Source organism: Microbacterium gorillae, from assembly GCF_050990725.1.
Classification (GTDB): domain Bacteria; phylum Actinomycetota; class Actinomycetes; order Actinomycetales; family Microbacteriaceae; genus Microbacterium; species Microbacterium gorillae_A.
On the sequence record NZ_CP158844.1, the window covers coordinates 3,069,310 to 3,088,682 of the forward strand.

Here is a 19,373-nt window from a genome sequence, read left to right on the forward strand (position 1 = left end):
ATCCCAAAGGATCGCATCCGGTCCCTCAGGACCCAACAGCGTGCAGGCACCCAACCCTCAAGCGTCCCGTTCCAACAGCAAGCTGCGTACTAGAAACCACTCTCGGCCTGAATGCCATGTCAAATGTTCCACCCATGAGCTCCGGTCAGACACATTCGGTCTGAATCCGGCTCTGTCGGTCCCGAAGAACCGCAGTGCTCCTTAGAAAGGAGGTGATCCAGCCGCACCTTCCGGTACGGCTACCTTGTTACGACTTAGTCCTAATTACCGATCCCACCTTCGACGGCTCCCTCCACAAGGGTTAGGCCACCGGCTTCAGGTGTTACCGACTTTCATGACTTGACGGGCGGTGTGTACAAGACCCGGGAACGTATTCACCGCAGCGTTGCTGATCTGCGATTACTAGCGACTCCGACTTCATGAGGTCGAGTTGCAGACCTCAATCCGAACTGGGACCGGCTTTTTGGGATTCGCTCCACCTCACGGTATTGCAGCCCTTTGTACCGGCCATTGTAGCATGCGTGAAGCCCAAGACATAAGGGGCATGATGATTTGACGTCATCCCCACCTTCCTCCGAGTTGACCCCGGCGGTATCCCATGAGTTCCCACCATAACGTGCTGGCAACATAGAACGAGGGTTGCGCTCGTTGCGGGACTTAACCCAACATCTCACGACACGAGCTGACGACAACCATGCACCACCTGTATACGAGTGTCCAAAGAGTCCTCTGTTTCCAGAGTGTTCTCGTATATGTCAAGCCTTGGTAAGGTTCTTCGCGTTGCATCGAATTAATCCGCATGCTCCGCCGCTTGTGCGGGTCCCCGTCAATTCCTTTGAGTTTTAGCCTTGCGGCCGTACTCCCCAGGCGGGGAACTTAATGCGTTAGCTGCGTCACGGAATCCGTGGAATGGACCCCACAACTAGTTCCCAACGTTTACGGGGTGGACTACCAGGGTATCTAAGCCTGTTTGCTCCCCACCCTTTCGCTCCTCAGCGTCAGTTACGGCCCAGAGATCTGCCTTCGCCATCGGTGTTCCTCCTGATATCTGCGCATTCCACCGCTACACCAGGAATTCCAATCTCCCCTACCGCACTCTAGTCTGCCCGTACCCACTGCAGGCCCGAGGTTGAGCCTCGGGATTTCACAGCAGACGCGACAAACCGCCTACGAGCTCTTTACGCCCAATAATTCCGGATAACGCTTGCGCCCTACGTATTACCGCGGCTGCTGGCACGTAGTTAGCCGGCGCTTTTTCTGCAGGTACCGTCACTCTCGCTTCTTCCCTGCTAAAAGAGGTTTACAACCCGAAGGCCGTCATCCCTCACGCGGCGTTGCTGCATCAGGCTTTCGCCCATTGTGCAATATTCCCCACTGCTGCCTCCCGTAGGAGTCTGGGCCGTGTCTCAGTCCCAGTGTGGCCGGTCACCCTCTCAGGCCGGCTACCCGTCGACGCCTTGGTGAGCCATTACCTCACCAACAAGCTGATAGGCCGCGAGCCCATCCCAGACCAAAAAATCTTTCCAGACAATGACGATGCCGTCTTGTCTCGTATCCGGTATTAGACGCCGTTTCCAGCGCTTATCCCAGAGTCCGGGGCAGGTTGCTCACGTGTTACTCACCCGTTCGCCACTGATCCACAGAGCAAGCTCTGCTTCACCGTTCGACTTGCATGTGTTAAGCACGCCGCCAGCGTTCATCCTGAGCCAGGATCAAACTCTCCGTGAAAAAACAGCTGCAACACCCCAACCGGAATAGGCCAAAGCATTGCGAGTTTGAAACTGACCAAAAAAGGATGTCAAAACTGACAACCATAAATTGATCCAAAGGAATCTCACCCGGCCGAACAAAAAGCTCGACCGACGAGGTTATTTGGCATTTGACAAGTGCACGCTGTTGAGTTCTCAAGGATCGGATACTCCCACACACCACCCTTCCGGGCTTCGCTGCGGGGCAACTTCTCTTGTACATCCTGGAGTGCCGAACCTGACGATCTCCGAAGAGCTGCAGGTTGACTATCCGTCGGATCCTGTTATTTCATCTAGGCTTCGAGAGCCAGGCCCGAACGACTGTTCGTTCCTTCTTGATGATGTGTTCTCCGCTTGAGGGGAGCCAGACCCGGAGGCCCTCCGCTCTACCCTGTGGGGCGAACAAGAACTAATTTACGCCGATCCGGCCGACCTGTCGAATCTCGCTCGCATCCCGGGCGTGTCGCGAGCGGCCCGGAGCTACCGTACACGCATGACGCCGCTCCGAACCCGCCTTCGTTCCATTCCTTCGTTCCCCTCTGAGCTGCCGACGTTCCCTGTCGAGGACGCGCCAGGGGAGCCGCTCCCCCTGCTGCTCGAGTGGCTCAACGGCGCAATCGACGCTGGTGTCCTCCTCCCCCACGCCGTGACCCTCAGCACCGTGGCCGTCGACGGCACGGCGAATGCGCGGACGCTCATCGTGAAGGACCTCACGTCTGACGGCGTCGTGTTCGCCACTCGCACTGATGGCGTCAAGGCCGCCGAGCTGGAGCGTGTGCCACAGGCGGCGATCACGTTCTATTCGCGTGAGCTGGGGCGTCAGGTACGCCTGCGAGGTCCCGTCCGTCGCGAATCGGACGATACAGCGCACGCCGACGAGAACACCCGGCCTCCGCACTCCCGGGCAGCCGGGCGCATCGGGCGGCAGAGTTCACCGATGTCATCGCGCTCGGACTACGTCCGGCTGTTCCGAGCGGAGGTGGAGCGGGTCGAAGCCGGCGATCAGACATCGTCCGGTCTGTGGGCCGTGTACACCGTCCTGCCAGAGAACGTCGAGTTCTGGGCATCCACTCCGCAGGAAGGTCAGATCCGCCTTGCCTACACACTCACGGACGGGAGCTGGACCCGTTCACTGCTGTGGCCGTGACCTCACCGCGAGCACGATGCACAGCCCGAGGGAGGCGAGTCCCCAGGCACCCACCGCTGGGAGCATGCCGTAGGCGATATGCCCGGCGGTGAAGCTCTCGCCTTCCGGTGCACCGTCGACGATGACGACAGCGGCCGAGATCACCTGCACGAGCGGCAGCGATAACCACCAGAGCACGCGGACAGATCGGCTCGTGCGCCGATGGACCGCGTGGATCAGCTGCAGTCGCCACCACACTGCTGCCCAGCACGCGAGGATCACGACGCCGACGAGACCCGAGCCGTACTGCAGCCACTTGTAGGCGGGCAGCGGCCCCCAGAGAGAATCAAGCTCGGCCAGTACCGTGCCGCCGCGTCCCTCATGCGTGAATGAGTCCCACAGAATGTGGGTGACCACCCCCACGGCGAGGGAGAGCGCCAGAAGGATCACGGCCGTCACGGGGCCGCGGCTACTGGTCCAGAGCTCTCGGAACGCCTCGCGCGGCGGCGCGCTCCAGCGGATCGGCAGGCGCTCGGCGACCCACCTCGGCGCGAGTTCGATCGCCGCAACACGCAGCACACACTGCCAGAGCAGCAGCGCGATCAGCGCCGCCACAGCCGTCATCGGCAGCCATGCGTAGTCGTGAGTCCGAGAGTAGGTGAAGCCGATGAGGCCGAGCGGGCGCAGGAACATCGGCAGGTCCGGGATCATCGAGCCGATGGCGATCGCGGCCGGCACCAGCGGTGTCCGGATGAACGGCAGCGCCACGACGGCATGGCTCACGGTGAACGGCACGGACTCCCCCTTCGTGGCTTCCGGCGGCGCACCACCGGAAGCGTCACGAGTCTACGGACGACGAAGGAAGGGGCTCGGATCCACCCTGTGGTTCCGAGCCCCTTCACGGGATCGTGTCAGGAGACGAACAGACCGGCGAGTGTCTTCTTTCCGCGGCGCAGCACGGACACTCCGCCGGGCAGGGCACCGGTGACCGCGGCGTTCTCGTCGTCGATCTTCACGCCGTCGAGAGAGACACCGCCCTGAGCGATCGCACGCCGAGCCTCGCTCGCGCTGCTGCACAACCCGGTGTCGACCAGCGCCTGCACCACCGTGGTTCCGGTGGCGACGTTCGCGTGAGGCAGCTCCTCCAGCGCCGTGCGAAGGGTATCCGCGTCAAGAGCGGCGAGGTCACCCTTGCCGAACAGCGCCTCCGAGGCCGCGATCACAGCGTCGGTCGCCTCCGGGCCGTGGACGATCGTGGTCACCTCGAGCGCGAGTCGCTTCTGAGCCTCCCGACGGAACGGTTCGTCCGCCACCAGGCGCGCGTACTCCTCGATCTGCTCACGCGTGAGGAATGTGAAGACCTTGAGACGATCGATCACGTCCGCGTCGTCGGTGTTCAACCAGAACTGGTACATCCGGTACGGGCTGCACATCGAGGCATCCAGCCAGATGGCGTTGCCCTCGGACTTGCCGAACTTGGTGCCGTCGCTGTTGGTGATCAGTGGAGTGCCGATCGCATGAGCGCTGACGCCTTCGACCTTGCGGATGAGGTCCGTGCCGCTGGTGAGGTTGCCCCACTGGTCAGAACCGCCGGTCTGCAGCACGCACCCGTACTGGCGGTGCAGCTCGAGGAAGTCCATGCCCTGCAGGATCTGGTAGCTGAACTCCGTGTAACTGATGCCCTCTTCGGAGTTGAGGCGCGTGGCCACGGCGTCCTTCTTCAGCATCGTGCCGACGCGGAAGTTCTTGCCGATCTCACGCAGGAAGTCGATGGCGCTGAGCGGGGCCGTCCAGTCCAGGTTGTTCACGATCCGGGCGGCGTTGTCGCCCTCGAAGCTCAGGTACCGCTCCACCTGGGAGCGCAGACGATCCACCCAGGCCGCCACCGTCTCCGGGGTGTTGAGCGTGCGCTCGGCGGTGGGGCGCGGGTCGCCGATGAGGCCGGTGGAGCCTCCGACCAAACCCAGCGGGCGGTGGCCGGCCAGCTGGATGCGGCGCAGCGTGAGCAGCTGAACGAGATTGCCCAGGTGCAGCGAAGGTGCCGTGGGGTCGAAGCCGCAGTAATAGACGATCGGGTCCCCGCCGAGCAGCTCGCGAAGAGCTTCCTGATCGGTGGACACGTGCACGAGACCGCGCCAGACCAGCTCATCCCACACGTTCTCGAACGCGGGATCTGCTGCGGGCGGCGTCGCGATATCAACTGCGGTTGCCATACCTTCCAGCTTAGGTCGTGCGCGTACCCCGACGTGACCGATGCGCCTCGATAGGGTGTACGGGTGAGCGCGAAGCCGGACCTCGACACGGTGCGCCTCCTCCGTCGGGCCCGAGATCTCATCGACCGCCGATATGCGGAGGGTCTGACGATCCCGGATGTCGCGGCCCACGTGCACCTCTCCCCGGCACACTTCACCCGCTCCTTCCGTGCGCTATACGGCGAGAGTCCTCACCAGTACCTCCTCACCCGCCGGCTGGAGCGGGCCGCGTGGTTGCTTCGCCAGGGCACGAGCGTGACGGACGCCTGCACGGCCGTCGGGCTCAGTTCGCTCGGCTCCTTCAGCGCTCGCTTCCGCGAGGTGTACGGCGAGACCCCCTCCGCCTATGCGCGGCGCGAGCACACCGATATCGAGCAGATCCCACCGTTCGTGGCGGCGCGATTCACCCGTCGTCGCCGCTACGACGAGTGACGCACAACACGAGCAGATTCGAAGAAGCACGGCGCGGCCCCGCGTTCGTAGGCTGGCCGCATGACGATCAACCTGCAGTTCACCACTGTCCTGTCCGATGACATTCCCGCCTCGACCGCGTTCTACCGTGACGCCCTCGGCTTCTCCGTCCTCACGGAGGTCAACTACGGCGAGTTCAGCTGGGTCACCCTCGGCTCCGAAGCCGGAGCGCCCGGTCAGATCGTGCTGACCAGCCCGCGCGTGGGCGTCTCGGCGGAGGATGGTGAGACCCTCTCGCGGCTCCTCGCCGCGGGTTCTCTGCCCCAGCTCGTGCTCGCAACGGATGACCTCGATGCGGCCTACCAGCGTGCGGTCGACGCGGGCGCTGAGATCGTGCAGGACGTGCTCGAGCAGGACTACGGCGTGCGTGATTTCGCACTCCGCGACCCCGCCGGCACGGCGGTCCGTGTGCAGCAGCCAAAGGCCTGAAATATTTCACGAGGAATTTGTTGCGGCCCGATCCGCGAGGCGTAACATTTCGTCATATCGCGGATGCCAGCCGACGAACGTGCATCCGCACGAGCGAGAGGAGTCGGCTATGGACCAGATGACGGACATGATGAAGATGATGCCTGCGTCGATGATGCAGGACAGCATGATGCAGAACATGGACATGATGGCCATGCAGGAGTGTATGGAGGCGTGCAACGCCTGTATGCAGGCCTGCACGATGTGCTCCGACGCGATGTCGGGCATGGACGGCATGGGCATGTGCGCGTCGATGTGCGCGATGTGCGCAGACGTCTGCAACACCATGATGAAGATGATGATGCGCCCGATGAGCATGTCGGCCGACACGATGATGCCGATGCTGCAGGCCTGCATCGCGATGTGCCGCGCCACCATGGACGAGTGCGCCAAGCACGCCGACATGAGCGAGACGTGCCGCATGTGCATGATGGCGGCCGAGACCTGCATGAAGGCCTGCGAGAAGATGATGGCCTCGATGGGTGCGTGAGCTCTCACCAACCGAGAAGGGTCCGTGCCAGCTGGCACGGACCCTTCTTCGTGTGTGCGGTGTCAGACCGCGATGTTCAGGTGGAGCGAGCCGGCCGCGAGAACCTCATAGCGCTCGTGGAGAGCGACGGGCTCACCGAGCGCCAGCACCTCGGAGAGGTCGGCGTGGTTCCAGACGCGAACCAGGTCGCCATCGGCAACCAGTCGCAGATCGATCCAGCCGTCCGCGTCGACCGACTCGACGACGGCGTCGCGCCAGCCGGAGCGGGTGGCGAGGGCAAGACGCAGGCGGATGCCGGTGAGGCCGTGACCGGAACGGTCGTGCACGCACATCGCGCCGTGCTCGCAAGCGGTCTGGATGGACTGCTCGAGGCGCGTGGTGGTGGACATCGTTCCGGTTCCCTTCTCCGGGTTTGCTGATCGGTTGGTCCACGATATGTCGGCCCCGACCGCACCGTCACGCACGGCGTCACATAGCGACACGCAGAGCGTCACGATCGGACATGATGGCGTCATGGAAACTGTCGCCTGGGACTCCGGCTCATGGACCACCGCCCCCGTTTCGTCGTCGATCGCCGAGAGCACGCTGATCGTCGAAGCCGCCGAGGGAAGTGATGCCTGGCTGCGCACCGCCTACGGGTTCGTGCACGACGACGAACATGCTCTGCTCGCACCGCTGGCCGTGGGCGAGTCGATGGAGGTCGGCTTCCGCGGCGAGTTCACCGGGGAGTTCGACCAGGCGGGGCTCTTCGTCCGTGCAGATGCCGAGACGTGGGTGAAGGCCGGCGTCGAGTTCGCGGACGGTCACCTCGGACTGGGTGCTGTCGTCACGAACGGCGCCTCGGATTGGTCGGTGGGCCGTGCCGACGAGTGGGCGGGTCACGAGCTGGTGCTCCGTGTCAGCCGTTGGAAGGATGCGCTCATCATCCGTGCCCGCGCGAACGACGACACCGAATGGCGTCTCGTGCGATTGGCCCCCTTCCCCGGCGACGTCGAGGTGACGGCCGGTCCGTTCCTGGCCGCACCGACGCGCCCCGGCCTGGTCGTGACGTTCACCTCGTGGACCCGCGGTCCGGCTGACCTCGAGATCCACTGACCCCGGGGCACTGTCCGGTCACGCTCGTCGCCGTCTTCCGACGGCACAGCCGCCAACGCCCGAGAAAACGCAGAACGCCGGAGAATGTCCCCCGCGGGGCGCTCTCCGGCGTTCTGCATGACGGGATCAGGACCAGACGGCGACCAGTTCCCTCGCTTCGGCGGCAAGCTGCGCGCGCTGTTCGGCGACGCGCACCGGGGCGGTTCCGCCGATGCCATCACGGCTGGCGACAGAGCCCTCGATCGAGAGCACGCTGCGAACCTCCGGGGTGAGGTGCTCGGAGACGGACGCGAGCAGGGCGTCGTCCGCATCCTCCAGTCCGATCCCGCGCTCCTCGCAGGCGCGGACCAGAGCGCCGGACACCTCATGTGCGACGCGGAACGGAACGCGCTGCTTGACCAGCCACTCGGCCACATCGGTCGCGAGCGAGAAGCCCTGCGGAGCAAGCTCGGCCATCCGGTCGGTGTGGAAGGTCATCGTGGCGACCATGCCCGTGAACGCGGGAAGAACGACCTCAAGGGTGGCGACCGAGTCGAAGACGGGCTCCTTGTCCTCCTGCAGATCGCGGTTGTAGGCGAGCGGAAGCGCCTTGAGGGTCGCCAGCAGGCCGCTCAGGTTGCCGATGAGGCGACCCGACTTGCCTCGAGCGAGCTCGGCGATGTCGGGGTTCTTCTTCTGCGGCATGATGCTGGAGCCGGTCGAGAACGCGTCGTCGAGGGTGACGAAGCCGAACTCGCGCGTGTTCCAGAGGATGATCTCCTCCGAGAGGCGCGACAGATTCACGCCCACCATCGCCGTGATGAAGGCGAACTCGGCCACGACATCGCGGGCGGCGGTGCCGTCCATCGAGTTCGGCGCCGGGCTCTGAAGACCGAGCTCGCGGGCGACGAGCGCGGGGTCGAGGCCGAGAGTCGAACCCGCCAGCGCTCCCCCGCCGTACGGGGACACGACAGCGCGACGACGCCAGTCACGCAGACGCTCGAGGTCACGCACCAGCGGCCAGGCCTGGGCCTGCAGGTGGTGGGCGAGCAGAACCGGCTGCGCGTGCTGCAGATGCGTGCGGCCGGGCATGATCGCGCCTCCGGCGGCCTCCGCCTGGGTGAGCAGCGCGTCGATCAGTCCCCCGAGTTCGCGGGCGATGATCGCCGCATGATCGAGCAGGAACATCCGCACGAGGGTCGCGATCTGATCGTTGCGGCTTCGTCCGGCCCGGATGCGACCGCCGAGCTCCGCACCGGCGCGCTCGATCAGTCCGCGCTCGAGTGCACCGTGCACGTCCTCGTCGGTGTCAGCGGCAGCGAACGCGCCGGAGGCGACATCGGCGGCCAGCAGATCGAGCGCTGCGTGCATGTCTCGCAGCTCGTCATCCGTGAGGTAGCCGGCCGCGTTCAGTGCGGTGGCGTGAGCCTTCGAGCCGCGAATGTCGTACGGAGCCAGTACCCAGTCGAAGTGCGTCGAGCGGCTGAGCGCGGCGAGAGCCGGGGACGGCCCGCCGGCGAACCGGGCGCCCCAAAGCGAACCCTCGTTCGTGCCGTGCTGCCCGCTCATGCGTTCGCCTTCTCGAGGAGCCAGACCAGCAGCGCCTTCTGGGCGTGCAGGCGGTTCTCCGCCTCATCCCAGATCACGGACTGCTCGCCATCGATGACGTCGGCGTCCACTTCGTAGCCGCGGTCGGCGGGAAGGCAGTGCATGAAGATCGCATCAGGTGCTGCCTGAGCCATCACGGCGGACGTCACCTTGTAGGCGCCCAGCGCGTCCAGGCGCGCCTGCTTCTCCTCTTCCTTGCCCATCGAGACCCAGGTGTCGGTGACCACGATGTCCGCGCCGGCCGCGGCCTGGGCGATATCGGTGGTGACTGTGACGGATCCGCCGGTCTGCTCGGCGATCGCGGTCGCGTCGGCGACCACGTCCGCGCGCGGCTCGTACCCGGCGGGCGAGGCAATCCGGACGTGCATGCCGGCCGTCGCGCCGGCGAGAAGGTAGGAGTGGCCCATGTTGCTCGCGCCATCGCCGAAGAACGACAGCGTAAGACCGGCAAGCTCCCCCTTGTGCTCACGAATGGTGAGCAGGTCGGCCAGCAGCTGGCACGGGTGGAAGTCATCGGACAGCGCGTTGACCACGGGAACCGTGGTGCCGCGGGCCATCTCCTCGAGCCCCGCCTGACCGTACGTGCGCCAGACGATGGCGGCGACCTGGCGTTCCAGCACGCGAGCGGTGTCGGAGGGGGTCTCCTTGCCGCCGAGCTGGCTGGATGCCGTGGTGATGATCAGCGGCGATCCGCCGAGATCGGCGATGCCCACGGCGAACGAGACCCGCGTGCGGGTGGACGACTTGTCGAAGATCACCGCGACCGTCTGCGGACCGGCCAGGGGCTTCGCCTGCCAACGGTCCGTCTTCAGCTGCGTGGCGAGCGTCAGGATCTCCGCCTGCTCGGCGGGGGTGATGTCGTCGTCACGGAGGAAGTGACGGATCATGCGTTGTTCTCCTCGGATGCGGTGCCGTTCACGTCCGCGAGCGCGGCGGCGAACAGACGGGTGAATTCTTCGACCTCGGCGTCGCCGATCGTGTAGGCCGGGGCGATGCGGATGATGTCGTCGGTCGGCGCGTTGACGATGAGTCCGCGACGGTGCGCTGCCTCACGGACGGCACCCGCGTGCGGGCCGTCCAGGTGGATCCCGATGAGCAGGCCCTTTCCGCTGGTTCCGGTGACGAGCGGCAGGTCGGTGACGGCGGCACGCAGCTGCTCGCCGCGCGTGACGACATTGGCCAGCAGGTCGTTGTTCTCGACCTCGGCGACGACAGCAAGGCCGACCGCGGTGGCGAGCGGGTTGCCGCCGAAGGTCGAGTTATGCGTGCCGGGGTAGAACAGCTCGCTGGCTTCGCCGAAGGTCACCAGCGCGCCCAGCGGGAAGCCGCCGGCAATGCCCTTGGCCAGCGTCATCGCGTCGGGCACGATGCCCTCACGCTGGAACGCGAACCAGTCGCCCGTCCGGCCCATGCCGGTCTGCACCTCGTCGACGATGAGCAGGGCGTTGTTCTCGGTGGCAAGCTCGCGCGCGCGACGGAGGAACCCCGCGGGGTGTTCGACCACGCCGGCCTCCCCCTGAATCGGCTCGATGAAGATCGCGGCGACATCGGACCAGTCCAGCTCGTCCAGCGCTTCGAGCGTGTTATCGATGTAGGTCACGTCGGGCAGCAGCGGTCGGAAGGCGTCCTGGTACAGCGGCTTCGGGGTCAGCGACAGCGCACCCATCGACCGACCGTGGAAGGCGTGGTTGAGGCTGACCAGCCCCTTCTTGCCCACCTTGTTGCCGTGCAGGCGCGCCAGCTTCACCGCGGTCTCGTTGGCCTCGGTGCCGGAGTTGGCGAAGAACACCCGTCCTGCTTCCCCGGTGCCGGCGAGGCGCTTGAGCGTTGCGGCCAGCTCGAGCTGCTGCGGGGTGGCGAAGTAGTTCGACACGTGCGAGAGCACGGCCGCCTGTTGGGACACCGCATTGACGAAGGTCGGGTGCGCGTGTCCGAGACTGTTCACGGCGATGCCGCCCAAGAAGTCGAGGTAGCGGTTGCCGTCGGCGTCCCACACCGCAGATCCCTCGCCGCGGACCAGCAGCGCCAGGCGTCCGCCCAGCCCCATCAGATCCCGCGTCGCGTCGTCCTGCCATGCGCTCATTGCGCCACCACTTCCGTTCCGATTCCCTGACTGGTGAAGAGTTCGACGAGCACCGAGTGCGGCACGCGTCCATCGATGATCGCGGCACTGCTCACGCCGCCGGAGACGGCGTCGAGGCAGGCCTGCATCTTCGGGATCATGCCGCTCTCCAGCTTCGGCATGAGATCGCGCAGCTCGGCCGCATTCAGATGCGAGACCAGCGAGTCGCGGTTCGGCCAGTCGGCGTAGAGGCCGGCGACATCCGTGAGGATGACCAGCTTCTTCGCCCCCAGCGCAGTGGCGAGCGCCGCGGCGGCCGCGTCGGCGTTCACGTTCAGGGACTGGCCCGGGTGATCCAGGTCCGGGGCGATGGAGGAGACCACCGGGATGCGTCCCGCGGCCAGGTGATCGAGCACGGGGGTCGGATCGACCGTGACGACATCGCCGACACGGCCCAGGGACTCCTCGACGCCGTCGATCACGACTCCGCGACGTCGGCCTCCGAAGAGCCCGGCATCCTCCCCCGACAGCCCCGTGGCGATCGGCCCGTGCGAGTTGATCTTGGCGACCAACTGCGGATTGATCTGACCGGTCAGCACCATGCGCACGACGCTGATCGCCTCCGTGGAGGTGACCCGGTAGCCGCCGCGGAACTCGCTCGGGATAGCGAGACGGTCGAGCATGTTGGAGATCTGCGGCCCGCCCCCGTGGACCACGACGGGCTGGATGCCGACGTAGCGGAGGTACGCCATGTCGGCGGCGAACGCGTCCTGCAGTTCCTCCGACACCATGGCGTTTCCGCCGTACTTGATCACGATGATCGCGTCGCGGAACTTCTGCAGCCACGGCAGGGACTCGATCAGCATGGCCGCGCGCTCGGACGCGGCGATCGGATCGGTGTGCTGGAGATTGTCTTCGGTCATGAGGCGTAGGCGCTGTTCTCGTGCACGTAGTCGTGGGTCAGATCGTTCGTGAGGATCGTCGCGGTGGCGTCGCCGGTGAGCAGATCGATGATCAGCTCGGTGGCGCGCGGCGTCAGGTCGACATCCTCGCGCGGTGCGTCGGGTCCGCCCTCATGGCAGACGCGTACGCCGTTCATCCACACATCGACGTTGTACGGGTCGAAGTCCGCCTGCGTGGTGCCGATGGCCGCGAGCACACGACCCCAGTTCGGGTCGTTGCCGAAGATGGCCGCCTTGAACAGGTTGTTGCGGGCGACCGAGCGGCCCACCTCAACAGCGTCGTCCTCGTTCGCCGCGCCCCGCACGACGATCGTGATGTCGTGGCTCGCACCCTCCGCGTCACCCTGCAGCTGGCGCGACAGGTCAGCGCTCACCTCGGTGAGCGCGGCGGTGAAGTCCGCGAGGTCGGGGGTGATGCCGGAGGCGCCGGAGACCAGCAGGGTGACCTGGTCGTTGGTGGACATGCAGCCGTCCGAGTCCAGGCGATCGAAGCTGACGTGGGTCGCGGCGCGCAGCGCGGTATCGGCCTGCTCCGCGGTGAGCACCGCGTCGGTGGTGATGACGACGAGCATGGTCGCCAGGCCCGGGGCCAGCATGCCCGCGCCCTTCGCCATCGCGCCGATGGTCCAGCCGTCGCGCGAGACCACCGAGCGCTTCGGACGGGTGTCCGTGGTCATGATCGCGAGCGAGGCGTTCTCGCCGCCGTCGGCTGAGAGCTCCGCGACGCCCTGGGTGACTCCGTCGAGCACCTTGCCTCGGAAGATCTCGTCGCCCGTGCCGATGAGGCCCGTGGAGCACACCAGCACATCTGCCGCGCTCACACCGAGTAGCTCAGCGGCGCGCTCGGCGGTCTGGTGTGTGGTCTGGAAGCCGAACGATCCGGTGAAGCAGTTCGCCCCGCCGGAGTTGAGGACGATGGCCTCGACCACGCCGTCCTGGATGACCTGCTTCGACCAGATGATCGGGTTCGCCTGGGCGCGGTTGGAGGTGAAGACGGCTGCGCCCACCTTCAACGGACCGCGGTTGACGACGACCGCGACATCGCGGTTGCCCGTCGACTTGAGGCCGACCGCGACACCCGCGGCTTCGAATCCCTGTGCGGCCGTGACGCTCACGGTGCGACTCCGTTCACGGTGAGGGCCCGGTCCTCGGGGAGGCCGAGCGCGATGTTCATGGACTGAATGGCGGCACCGGCGGTGCCCTTGGCGAGATTGTCGACGGCGGTGACCACGATCACGCGGCCGGCACGACGGTCGATGGAGAGGCCGATCAGCGCGGTGTTGGCGCCCGTGACGTCCGCGGTACGTGGCATCTGCCCTTCGGGCAGCAGCTGAACGAAGGTCTCTGCACCGTACGCCTGCTCCCACGCGTCACGGATCTGGGCGTCGGAGACCCCGTCGGCGATGCGGGCGGTGGTAGTCGCCAGGATTCCCCGCGACATGGGCACGAGCACCGGGGTGAAGCTGATGCGCACGTCCCCGGTGGCACCGGCCCACCGCAGGCCCTGACGGATCTCCGGAATGTGGCGATGCGTGCCGCCCACCGCGTAGGGATTGGCGGAGCCGAGGATCTCGCTGGCGAGCAGGTTCGCCTTCAAGCTCTTGCCTGCACCGGACGGACCGACCGCGAGCACGGAGACGATGTCGTCCGCTTCGATCACACCCGCCGCGATTCCCGGGGCGAGGCTGAGCTCCACCGTGGACGCGTTGCAGCCGGGAGCAGCGATCCGCGTGGCTCCGACGAGGCGCTCCCGCTGCTTACGGGCACCCCCATCGATCAGCAGCTCCGGTACCCCGTAGGTCCACGGCTCGTGGAAGTGACCGCCGTAGAAGTCATCCCAGTCGGCCTGATCGGTGAGGCGGTGATCCGCTCCCGCGTCGATCACCAGCGGGACGCCCGCCAGCTGGTCGGTGTACTGACCGGACTGGCCGTGCGGGAGCGCCAGGAACACGATGTCGTGTCCGGCGAGGATCTCCGGCGTGGTGTCCTGCAGCGTGAGGTGAGCCAGCGAACGCAGGTGCGGCTGGTGGAGGGCGAGAGGTTGACCGGCGTTGGAGTGGGCCGTCACCGTGCGGATCTCAATGTCCGGATGGTTCGCGAGCAGGCGCAGAATCTCGCCGCCCGCGTAGCCGGATGCGCCGGAGACGGCGACCGAATACGTCATGTTTCTACCTTAAAGTCAGCGGAACGGGGCCAGAGAGGCGACACCGACGTTCCGCCGCATGCAGACGCGACGAAAGCGGGGTCGCCTAGATTCGGCGTCCCGCCTGACGTCGCCGCGCCACGACGCTCGTGACGAGCGTGATGCGGGTGAGCGACTGCGACATAGGGGCAATGCTAGCGTGCCCCACCACGTCGCCCGAAATCGGGGTCACTTCGTGACCACCCGGTTCCTGAGCGAGACCGTGGATGCGGCCGTGGTCGCGTCCGAAATCCGCCAGCGGGACGTCGGAGGTCGTGGTGGAATGAGGGCGACGAAAGGACTCCGCCGATGAGCCACACTTCCCTTGCCGACCTCCATGTTCCGGGCACTCCCCTGGTGCTCGCCAACGCCTGGGATGCGGTGACCGCCGCTATCGCCGAACACGAGGGCGCGCAGGCGGTGGCCACCACGAGCGGCGGCGTCGCCTGGAGTCTCGGGTACGCGGACGGGAATGCCGTGCCGATCGAGGAGATCATCGCGGCGACGCGTCGCATCGCGCGGGTGCTCACGGTGCCGCTCACCGTGGACGCCGAGGCAGGCTTCACGGAGGATTCTGCGGCCGCCGCCGCCAACGTTCGGCGCCTTCACGAGGCCGGCGCTGCGGGGGTGAACCTGGAGGATTCGTGGGCCGGTGGTCTGCGTGCCGCGGGCGACCAGGCGGATCGGCTTCGCGCGGTCCTCGACGCCTCGCCCGAGCTCTTCGTGAACGCTCGCACCGACGCCTTCCTGCTCGGGTCCCCCACGGCTCTCGCCGACGCGATCGAGCGCGGTGCGGCGTACGCGGCGGCCGGTGCCGGAGCTCTGTTCGTTCCGGGGCTCACCGATCTGGACACGCTGCGCGAGATCGTCGCCGGGCAGCCGCTTCCCGTCGCGGTGATGGCTTCCGCGGGCGGTCCCAGCGTTGCGGACTTCGCCGGTGTGGGCGTCGCTCGGGTGAGTGTGGGCACGGACCTCGCTGAGGGGGCCCTGCGCGCGTTCCGGGAGAGTGCACGCGCGGTGCTCACGGGGTCGTCGCTGCCCGCGGCCGCGTCATCCTACGTCGAGCTGAACAGCCTTCTCGCGCGGGACTGATAACTCGTTAGCGGGCCGTGGTGACCGGCGTAGGCACGTGCGTGTCCTACACGAAGGTGATACCAGCAGTGTCCCCGCTGTTCCGGAACGTGATCATGCCGTCCGTGAACTCCCGCGCAGATCTCCCGCAACATCGCTTCCTGCGGGTGTCGCGTCGTGCCTTCCGGTGTGACCAGGCAAGTCAGCACGAGGGGGTGGGCACCGGCTGGTGTCCACCCCCTCATGTCGGCTCGCGTGTCAGTCGCGGATCTGCGCGCCCAGACGCTCGGTGGCGACCGCAACGCCGGCGAGCTTCGCCTCCGTCGCCTCGGCCGCAGTGAGCGTGCGGTCGGCGGCACGGAAACGGAGCGCGAACGTCAGACTCTTCGATCCCTCGGCCAGACCCTCACCGCGATAGTCGTCCACCAGGCGGACGGACTCGAGGAGGTCGCCTGCACCCTCGATGAGCGCGGCGGCGACGGCACCCGCCGTCACGTCCGAGCCGACAAGCAGCGACACATCCTGCGTGGCCGCGGGGAAGGTGGACAGCGATGCCGCGACCGTCCGCTCGGCGGCCGTCGACAGCAGCAGATCCAGGTCGATCTCGGCGACGTACACGCGACCCGGGACATCGGCGTCCGCCGAAACCTGCGGCAGGACTTCACCGACGTAGCCGACCTCGATGCCCGAGACCGAGAGCACACCGGTGCGCCCCGGGTGCAGCGCCGCGCGCTCGCCCTGTGCCACATCGATGCTCACGCCCGCGGCAACGCCGATGGCACGGACCGCGTCGAGGGCGTCAACGAGGTCGTACGCCTCGGCCGACTGACCGGGAGCCTTGACCACGCGGTTGCCCGTCAGGAGCACGGCGACATGCCGCGGCTGCGGCGGGATCGACGCGTTCAACTCGGCGAGCACCTCATCGCTCGGGCGCACGCCGAGCGGCGGGACCGTGTCGGTGCCATACTGCACTCCCTCGGCGGGGAGGAACACCGACCCCACTTCGAACAGCGCCAGGTCCACAAGACCGCGCGACTGGTTGCGGTGCGCCACAGCGAGCAGGCCCGGGATCAGCGACCGACGCAGGAACGGTGCCGCGCCGTCGATCGCGTTCGCGAGACGGATCATCGGCACGGGTCCGCCCGCCGCGGAACCATGCAGCTCATTGGCCGCCTGCCCGATGAACGGGAACGACGGCGTCTCGACGAAGCCGGCGGCGGCCAACGTGTTGGAAACGCGGCGGCGGCCGGTCTGCGCGGCAGTGAAGCCACGACCCGACGGCGGGGTCGGCAGCACAGAGGGGATGCGGTCGAGTCCGTAGACGCGGGCGACTTCCTCCGCGAGGGTCCACTTGTCGGTGAGGTCGGGACGCCACGTGGGCGGGATCACGACCGAAACGCCTTCGACCCGCGAAACCTGCGCGCCGATAGCGGTCAGTGCCGAGACGATCTCCTCGTCGGAGTACTCGACGCCGATGAGCCCGGAGATGAAGCCGTCCGGCAGGTCGATGCCGACCGACACCACCTCGCCGTTCAGCTGTCCGCCCAGCTCATCGAGCGTCCCGCCGGCGAGCTCGACCATGAGGTCCGCTGCGCGACGAGCCGCCACGAAGCTGACCAGCGGGTCCACGCCTCGCTCGAAACGACGCGATGCCTCGCTTGGGAGCTTGTGCCGGCGGGCGCTGCGAGCAATCGAGACCGTGTCGAAGTTTGCCGCCTCGATGAGAACGTTGCGCGTTGTCTCGCTCATCTCGGTGGTGAGCCCGCCCATCACACCCGCGAGCCCCAGCACCTGGGCGTCGTCGGTGATGAGCAGGTCCTCATCGCTGAGGGTGCGCTCGACGCCATCCAGCGTGGTGAGCTTCTCCCCCGCGCTCGCGCGACGTACCGTGATGCCGCCGGTGAGCTTGTCGAGGTCGTAGCCGTGCAGCGGCTGGCCCAGCTCCAGCATCACGTAGTTCGTGATGTCGATGAGCACGCCCAGCGAGCGCATACCCGCCAGCGAGAGGCGCGCGATCATCCACGCCGGAGTCGGTGCCGACGGGTTCACGCCACGCACGACGCGGGTGACGAACTCCGTCGCACCCACGTTGCCGCGGATGGGGTTCCGGTCGTCGACCGTGACGGAGAAACCGGTGCCCTCACCGACCTCCTCGGCGGGACGGTCCGCCGGGTCGGTGAAGTCGATGCCGGCCGCGAGCGCATACTCGCGGGCCACACCGCGCACGGACAGCGCGTACCCTCGGTCCGGCGTGACGTTGATGTCGATCGCCTGGTCGTCCAGACCGAGCAGCGCGATGGCGTCGGCACCGACCGGTGCGTCGTCGAGTCCGAGCTCGACCAGACGCAGGATGCCGTTGTGCTCGTCGCCGAGGCCCAACTCACGCGCGGAGGCGATCATGCCGTCCGAGACGTGTCCGTAGGTCTTGCGTGCCGCGATGGGGAACGGTCCGGGAAGGACAGCGCCGGGGAGCGTCACGACGACCTTGTCGCCGGGGAAGAAGTTGCTCGCGCCACAGACGATGCCGTGCACAGCCTCGCCACCGTCGGCCGCGGTCTCGCCCTCGGGCGCCACCTGCACCTGGCACCAGCGGATGGTCTTGCCGTTGGACTGCGGCTCCTCTTCGAACGACAGCACCTGACCGACGACGATCGGACCGGAGACGTCGAAGCCGTGCACGTCCTCCTCTTCGAAGCCGACCTTCACGAGGGTCGCGAGGACGTCCTCGGGGGTCGCCTCGGCGGGGACCGCGACGTACTCGCGGAGCCAGGAGAGCGGGATACGCATCAGATCACCATTCCGAACTGCTCGCTGAAGCGGACATCGCCTTCGGCCATGTCACGCATGTCCTGCACATCGCTGCGGAACATGAGCGTGCGCTCGATGCCCATGCCGAAGGCGAAGCCCGAGTAGACCTCGGGATCGATGCCGGCGGCGCGCAGGACGTTGGGGTTCACCATGCCGCAGCCGCCCCACTCGATCCAGCGGGCGCCGCCCGGGAACGTGGGGTGCCACAGGTCCAGCTCGGCGCTGGGCTCGGTGAACGGGAAGAAGTTGGTGCGGAAGCGCGTCTTCGCCTCCGGTCCGAACAGCACCTTCGCGGCGTGATCGAGGGTGCCCTTCAGGTTCGCCATCGTGATGCCCTTGTCCACGACCAGACCCTCGAACTGGGTGAAGACCGGCAGGTGCGTGGCGTCGAACTCGTCGGTGCGGTACACGCGCCCGGGGCACAGGACGTAGATCGGGACCTCGCGGTCGAGCATCGAGCGCACCTGCACGGGGCTGGTGTGCGTGCGCATCACGAGGTGACGGTCCACCGGGTCGACGAAGAACGTGTCCTGCATCTGACGCGCGGGGTGGTCGACGTCGAAGTTGAGCGCATCGAAGTTGAACCACTCGTGCTCGAGCTCCGGTCCCTCCGCGATCTCCCATCCCATGCCGACGAAGATGTCGCTGACCTCGTCCTGCAGCAGGGTGAGCGGGTTGCGGGCACCCGTGGTGCGGCGCGAGCCGAGTGCGGTGATGTCCACACGCTCGGCTTCGAGCTTCGCCGCGGTCTCGGCTGCCTCCAGCTCCTGTTCGCGAGCGACGAGTGCCTGGGTCACGGCCCCGCGGGCCTGGCCCACCAGCTTGCCGAACGCGGCCTTGTCCGCGGGTGCGACGGAGCGCATCGCGGCGTTGAGGGCGGCCAGCGGCGACCCCTCGCCCTGGTGCGCGGCACGGACGGTCTTGAGCGTGGCGGTGTCGGGCGCGGCCGCGATGGCGGCGAGGGCGTCCGTCACGGCGGCGTCGACCGCTTCAGGAGTGATCACGGGAGATTCAGACACGCTTTTCAGTCTACCGGCGGGCATCCGACACC

At 66.8% G+C, this 19,373-nt stretch carries 17 protein-coding genes and 1 rRNA gene; 6 read left to right on the forward strand and 12 right to left on the reverse strand.

The genetic code is table 11. The annotated features are described in order from the left end of the window. Positions 1-205: 205 nt before the first annotated feature. Positions 206-1,728: ribosomal RNA gene (locus ABTV68_RS14160) — 16S ribosomal RNA — on the reverse strand. A 513-nt stretch (positions 1,729-2,241) separates the two neighbouring features. Here ABTV68_RS14160 and ABTV68_RS14165 point away from each other — a divergent pair. Continuing rightward, complete coding sequence (locus tag ABTV68_RS14165; RefSeq protein ID WP_433674345.1) at positions 2,242-2,895, forward strand: pyridoxine/pyridoxamine 5'-phosphate oxidase; 654 nt, start codon at positions 2,242-2,244, stop codon at positions 2,893-2,895. Here ABTV68_RS14165 and ABTV68_RS14170 read toward each other — a convergent pair. Continuing rightward, positions 2,878-3,669, reverse strand: coding sequence for a DUF4184 family protein (locus ABTV68_RS14170; protein ID WP_433674346.1), 792 nt, complete (start codon positions 3,667-3,669; stop codon positions 2,878-2,880). The two genes, ABTV68_RS14165 and ABTV68_RS14170, sit on opposite strands and share 18 nt — an antisense overlap. 116 nt (positions 3,670-3,785) lie before the next feature. Continuing rightward, a complete protein-coding gene (gene tyrS, locus ABTV68_RS14175; protein WP_433674347.1) occupies positions 3,786-5,087 on the reverse strand; it encodes a tyrosine--tRNA ligase in 1,302 nt (433 codons plus the stop codon). Between the two features lie 63 nt (positions 5,088-5,150). On the opposite strand from tyrS, the gene ABTV68_RS14180 reads away from it, so the two are divergent. The 3 genes from ABTV68_RS14180 (at position 5,151) to ABTV68_RS14190 (ending at position 6,555) form a co-directional block, all read left to right on the forward strand. Beyond that, a complete protein-coding gene (locus ABTV68_RS14180; RefSeq protein WP_433674348.1) occupies positions 5,151-5,558 on the forward strand; it encodes a helix-turn-helix transcriptional regulator in 408 nt (135 codons plus the stop codon). Between the two features lie 60 nt (positions 5,559-5,618). Beyond that, positions 5,619-6,026: a VOC family protein gene (locus ABTV68_RS14185; protein ID WP_433674349.1), complete on the forward strand. Its 408-nt coding sequence runs from the start codon at positions 5,619-5,621 to the stop codon at positions 6,024-6,026. Positions 6,027-6,135: 109 nt separating this feature from the next. After that, positions 6,136-6,555, forward strand: a complete 420-nt coding sequence (locus ABTV68_RS14190) for a hypothetical protein (RefSeq protein ID WP_433674350.1) — start codon at positions 6,136-6,138, stop codon at positions 6,553-6,555. 62 nt (positions 6,556-6,617) lie between these two features. On the opposite strand, the gene ABTV68_RS14195 is transcribed toward ABTV68_RS14190, so the two are convergent. Continuing rightward, positions 6,618-6,944 (reverse strand): hypothetical protein, encoded by a 327-nt coding sequence (locus ABTV68_RS14195; protein WP_433674351.1) that lies wholly within the window; start codon positions 6,942-6,944, stop codon positions 6,618-6,620. A 124-nt stretch (positions 6,945-7,068) separates the two neighbouring features. On the opposite strand from ABTV68_RS14195, the gene ABTV68_RS14200 reads away from it, so the two are divergent. Then, positions 7,069-7,650 carry a DUF1349 domain-containing protein gene (locus ABTV68_RS14200; RefSeq protein ID WP_433674352.1) on the forward strand — a complete coding sequence of 194 codons (582 nt, stop codon included), beginning with the start codon at positions 7,069-7,071 and terminating at the stop codon, positions 7,648-7,650. Positions 7,651-7,776: 126 nt separating this feature from the next. On the opposite strand, the gene argH is transcribed toward ABTV68_RS14200, so the two are convergent. From argH to argC, 6 genes are read right to left on the reverse strand one after another with little or no spacing between them, the layout of a single operon-like run. After that, on the reverse strand, positions 7,777-9,198 hold the full coding sequence (gene argH / locus ABTV68_RS14205) for an argininosuccinate lyase (protein WP_433674353.1): 1,422 nt from the start codon (positions 9,196-9,198) through the stop codon (positions 7,777-7,779). Beyond that, on the reverse strand, positions 9,195-10,124 hold the full coding sequence (gene argF, locus ABTV68_RS14210) for an ornithine carbamoyltransferase (protein WP_433674354.1): 930 nt from the start codon (positions 10,122-10,124) through the stop codon (positions 9,195-9,197). Before argF ends, argH begins: the two co-directional genes overlap by 4 nt. Then, the gene (locus ABTV68_RS14215; RefSeq protein ID WP_433674355.1) at positions 10,121-11,320 is read right to left on the reverse strand and encodes an acetylornithine transaminase; all 1,200 of its coding nucleotides are present in this window, start codon (positions 11,318-11,320) and stop codon (positions 10,121-10,123) included. Before ABTV68_RS14215 ends, argF begins: the two co-directional genes overlap by 4 nt. Next, entirely contained in the window at positions 11,317-12,222 is a 906-nt protein-coding gene (gene argB, locus ABTV68_RS14220; RefSeq protein WP_433674356.1) for an acetylglutamate kinase, read from the reverse strand. The genes ABTV68_RS14215 and argB overlap by 4 nt, the downstream gene beginning before the upstream one ends. Next, complete coding sequence (gene argJ, locus ABTV68_RS14225; RefSeq protein WP_433674357.1) at positions 12,219-13,376, reverse strand: bifunctional glutamate N-acetyltransferase/amino-acid acetyltransferase ArgJ; 1,158 nt, start codon at positions 13,374-13,376, stop codon at positions 12,219-12,221. Before argJ ends, argB begins: the two co-directional genes overlap by 4 nt. Beyond that, complete coding sequence (gene argC / locus ABTV68_RS14230) at positions 13,373-14,425, reverse strand: N-acetyl-gamma-glutamyl-phosphate reductase (protein WP_433674358.1); 1,053 nt, start codon at positions 14,423-14,425, stop codon at positions 13,373-13,375. Before argC ends, argJ begins: the two co-directional genes overlap by 4 nt. Before the next feature lie 327 nt (positions 14,426-14,752). On the opposite strand from argC, the gene ABTV68_RS14235 reads away from it, so the two are divergent. Further along, a complete protein-coding gene (locus tag ABTV68_RS14235; RefSeq protein WP_433674359.1) occupies positions 14,753-15,535 on the forward strand; it encodes an isocitrate lyase/PEP mutase family protein in 783 nt (260 codons plus the stop codon). 237 nt (positions 15,536-15,772) lie between these two features. Here ABTV68_RS14235 and pheT read toward each other — a convergent pair whose 3' ends face one another. Then, positions 15,773-18,301, reverse strand: a complete 2,529-nt coding sequence (gene pheT, locus ABTV68_RS14240) for a phenylalanine--tRNA ligase subunit beta (protein WP_433674360.1) — start codon at positions 18,299-18,301, stop codon at positions 15,773-15,775. Further along, the gene (gene pheS / locus ABTV68_RS14245; protein WP_433674361.1) at positions 18,301-19,341 is read right to left on the reverse strand and encodes a phenylalanine--tRNA ligase subunit alpha; all 1,041 of its coding nucleotides are present in this window, start codon (positions 19,339-19,341) and stop codon (positions 18,301-18,303) included. Before pheS ends, pheT begins: the two co-directional genes overlap by 1 nt. Positions 19,342-19,373: the final 32 nt, after the last annotated feature.